The organism is Faecousia intestinalis (assembly GCF_040096185.1).
Classification (GTDB): domain Bacteria; phylum Bacillota; class Clostridia; order Oscillospirales; family Oscillospiraceae; genus JAZOXB01.
In genome coordinates this window covers 1-3,663 of record NZ_JBBMFF010000251.1, presented here as the reverse complement: position 1 = coordinate 3,663, position 3,663 = coordinate 1, and the positions used below count along the sequence as shown (strand labels likewise).

Here is a 3,663-nt window from a genome sequence, read left to right as displayed (position 1 = left end):
CGGCCGGGGGAGCTTCCCGCCGGCCGGCCGAACCATATTCCGTTTATTCCGTTTCGTTCTGCATCTGCTCCGTCGCAATCTCGGATGGGCTTTCGCCCTTTCCGGTCAGCGTGACATCCGTGTAATACTGCCGCCCGTCACGGTAGATATATACGCGCAGCTCTTCGCCGACATGGCAGGCGCTGAGAATGCTGCGGTAGTCGTTGAGGTTCGTGACGGCGCTGTCGCCCAGCTGGCAGATCACGTCGCCCGCGTGCAGGCCCGCATAGTAGGCGTTGCTGCCCGCCGTGACCGACTCGATGACGACGCCGCTCGGCAGGCCCCAGAAGCGCCGGTAGGTCTCCGGGATCTCCGAGACCGTCAGTCCGAGCGAAACGCGCCCGCTGACATAGCCGTTGACGATCAGATCGTCGAGAATGGTCTTCGCCTCGCTGATCGGGATGGCAAAGCCCAACTCCGGCACGGTCTGGTAGGACACATACGAGCCGACATGGTCGATGCAGATGCCGATGACCTGCCCGGCCTCGTTCACGAGCGGTCCGCCTGCGCTGCCGCTGTCCGGCGCGGCATCCGTCTGGAACACGTTGAGCGTCTCCGCGCCGATGCGCACGCCGCTCTGCACGGCGGCAATGCTGCCGTCCGTCATGGTGGCGTTGTCAAACGCCGCACCGAACGGATGGGAGAACACATAGACGGTGTCGCCCGCTGCAGCCCCGGCAGAATCGCCGAACTCCGCGGGCTGCAGTGCCGTCTCCGGCTCGATCTTCAGAACGGCCAGATCACTGCTCTCGTCCATGCCGGACAGGGCCGCCGCATACTCCGTGCCATCGCTGAGCTGCACTGTGATGCTCTCCGCGCCGGAAACGGTGTGCGCGTTCGTGATAAGGTAGCCGTCCGCCGTCATGACGATGGCCGTGCCGCCGTTTCCGTCCGCGTACACCAGCGCAAGGCTCGGCCGCATCGCCGTGTAGATCTCTCCGGCGGAGCGCGTCTGCGTGTCCTCGGCGCTGATCTGCAGCGTGCCCGTGCCGTTCGTGCGCGGCTCCGTCGGCTCGACGCTGTGGCCGGATGGCGCAGTCAGCGTCGGCGTGACGTCGGTCTCCGTCTCCGCGCCGACGGTCGTGTTCTTCTGCACGGCACGCATGCGCAGCGTCAGGAGCATCAGCACTGTGATGACGTTCGCCACGATCATCACGCACAGCAGCACGACGATCAGGCCGGTATGCGAGCGGGGCGGCTTCGGCAGGCGGCCCGTTCCGTAATACCCCGGCGTGCCGGGCTGCCATTCCGGCGGGGTCTCCTGATACTCCGGATCCATGGGAGTCATTTTATCCACAACACGCCCTCCTTTCGGGGTTTCGTCTCGCCGGTCAGAGGACCAGCGGCAGGGTAAACGTGAATTCCGTCTTGCCGTCGCGGCTCGTCACATAGATATCCTCTCCGTGTGCCAGCACGATGGTCTTGACGATGTACAGGCCGAGGCCGACGCCGTCGCGGTCGGTCGAGCGGCTCTTGTCCGTCTTATGGAAGCGATCGAAGATGAGCGGCAGCTCCTCCGGCGCGATGGTCGGGCCGGTATTGCCGACCGTGGTGACGGCCTTATTCCCGCTGCGCTCCACGCGGATAGAGAGCGTGCCGCCGTCATCGATGAACTTCACGGCATTGTCGATGAGGTTATAGAGCACCTGCGTTACGGCGTCCGGCATGGCCCGCACAGTCACGCCGAGCTCCGGCATATCTACATCGACATTCAGGTGCTTGCGGTTGATGCGCTGCTCAAAGCTCAAAAGCGCCTGCCCCGCCGCCTCGCAGAGGTCGAAATCCGCCAGCTTGTCAGCCGGGATGCCCTGATCCTTCAGGCGGGAAATCTCCAGCATGTTGCGCACGAGCCGTGACAGCCGCCGCACCTCCGTGGAGACCAGCTCCATATAGTGCCGCTGCTCCGGCTGCGGGATCGTGCCGTCGAGCATGCCGTCCAGATAGCCCGCGATGGTTGTCATCGGCGTTTTCAGCTCATGGCTGACATTGGCCACGAATTCCTGACGCGCGGTGTCGGCATTCTGCATGGCGGCCGCCATATTGTTGAAGGCGACAGCCAGCTCCTCCATCTCCTCGGTCTGGCAGTTCGTCGAAACGCGGACATTCAGATTGCCGTGGGCGATCTGGCGCGCCGCGGCGGCCATGTCCTGAATCGGCTTCGTCTCGCGGTTTGTGAGGAACGGCGTTGCGAGCAGCGCCACGGCAAACACGGCCAGCGCCGTAAGCATGAAGATCTTCAGCGCACCGGTCGTCAGCTCGGAGATCGTCTCGCGCTCCACAGACACAAGCACGATGCCCTGCCGGTCGCCGTTGGACGATGTCCTGGCCAGCGCCACGGCCACGCGCTTCTGGCCGTAGATTTCAGCCGCCTCATCATTCAGATCGGGGCTTTCGCCGTTGAACAGCGCCTCGACCTTGTCGGCCGGGAGCTGATAGCCGATGTGCGAGCAGCCCTGAATGTCCTGCGCGCACAGCACGACCTTGCCGCCTGCATCGCAAAGCAGGATGTCGTTGCCGGAGGCGGACGAGGCAACGGACAGCGTGCGCAGAAAATCCCAGCTCGTCGTCACGTCGTCCGAGACGGCGCTCGTCTGCGTGAGCCACACGACGGACTGCGCCGTTCCGCGCAGGGAGCTTTCACGCTCCCGGATGACATAGTGCGTGAACAGGCCCCAGAAGGACACGCCCAGCAGGATGGTCGCCGCCAGCAGCAGACTGACGATCAGCGTGACCTGACGGCGAAATGTCGTGCGCATGGCTTACTTCACCTCGAACTTGTAGCCGACGCTCCAGACCGTTTTCAGGTCCCACTGATCCGAAACGCCCTCGAGCTTCTCGCGCAGGCGCTTGATGTGCACGTCGACCGTGCGCGTGTCGCCGAAGTAGTCAAAGCCCCAGACCTCGTCGAGCAGCTGATTGCGCGTATAGACGCGGTTCGGCGTTGAGGCCAGATGGTACAGCAGCTCCATCTCCTTCGGCGGCGTCGGGACCTTTTTCCCGTCGACCGTCAGCTCAAAGGCGTCCATGTCGATGATGAGCTTGTCGAATTCCAGACGGCGGCGGCTCTTCTCCGGCTCGATGCCGCTGCGGCGCAGCACAGCCTCGATGCGGGCGAGCACCTCCTTCATCTCGAAGGGCTTCGTGATGTAGTCGTCCGCGCCCTGCTTCAGACCGTTGACCTTATCCTCCGTTTCGCTCTTTGCGGTGAGCATGATGATCGGCGTCTGCGACTCGGCGCGGATGGCGCGGCAGACGCCCCAGCCGTCCAGCCCCGGCAGCATCACGTCCAGCAGCACAAGGCTCGGATGGACGGTGCGGAACTGCTCCACGCCGCGCATGCCGTCCGGCGCGATGACGACCGTGTAGCCCTCTTTTTCCAGATACAAGCGCAGAAGATCCGCAATGTTGCGGTCGTCCTCCACGATCAAAACCGTTTTCGCCATAAGTATATGTCCCTCTCTCCCGGCGTGCAGGCAGAAAGCGTCCCCCACGTCGCTTTTTTACCTACATTATATCCCACTTTCACCGATTTGCTTGAACATTTTGTTAAGGAACCTCTGATTAAATTGCAAGAGCGGTCAGCGAGGGATTTTGTTCCAAATTGAGGTTTGGAAATTGCAGGAA

The 3,663-nt window shown here is 62.9% G+C and carries 3 protein-coding genes; all 3 read right to left on the bottom strand.

The window, feature by feature from the left end; all coding sequences use genetic code 11:
• Positions 1-43: 43 nt before the first annotated feature.
• Genes WMO66_RS11795 through WMO66_RS11785 form a run of 3 tightly spaced genes read right to left on the bottom strand, consistent with a single transcriptional unit; the run spans position 44 to position 3,482 of the window.
• Positions 44-1,327 carry a S1C family serine protease gene (locus WMO66_RS11795; RefSeq protein ID WP_349136621.1) on the bottom strand — a complete coding sequence of 428 codons (1,284 nt, stop codon included), beginning with the start codon at positions 1,325-1,327 and terminating at the stop codon, positions 44-46.
• Positions 1,328-1,370: 43 nt separating this feature from the next.
• A complete protein-coding gene (locus WMO66_RS11790) occupies positions 1,371-2,795 on the bottom strand; it encodes a sensor histidine kinase (protein WP_349136620.1) in 1,425 nt (474 codons plus the stop codon).
• Between the two features lie 3 nt (positions 2,796-2,798).
• A complete protein-coding gene (locus tag WMO66_RS11785) occupies positions 2,799-3,482 on the bottom strand; it encodes a response regulator transcription factor (RefSeq protein ID WP_349136619.1) in 684 nt (227 codons plus the stop codon).
• Positions 3,483-3,663: the final 181 nt, after the last annotated feature.

Excerpts from the sequence above, each read along its gene's own strand:
- WMO66_RS11795 (WP_349136621.1), bottom strand. The coding sequence starts at position 1,327 with ATGACTCCCATGGATCCGGAGTATCAGGAGACCCCGCCGGAATGGCAG.
- WMO66_RS11790 (WP_349136620.1), bottom strand. The coding sequence starts at position 2,795 with ATGCGCACGACATTTCGCCGTCAGGTCACGCTGATCGTCAGTCTGCTG.
- WMO66_RS11785 (WP_349136619.1), bottom strand. The coding sequence starts at position 3,482 with ATGGCGAAAACGGTTTTGATCGTGGAGGACGACCGCAACATTGCGGAT.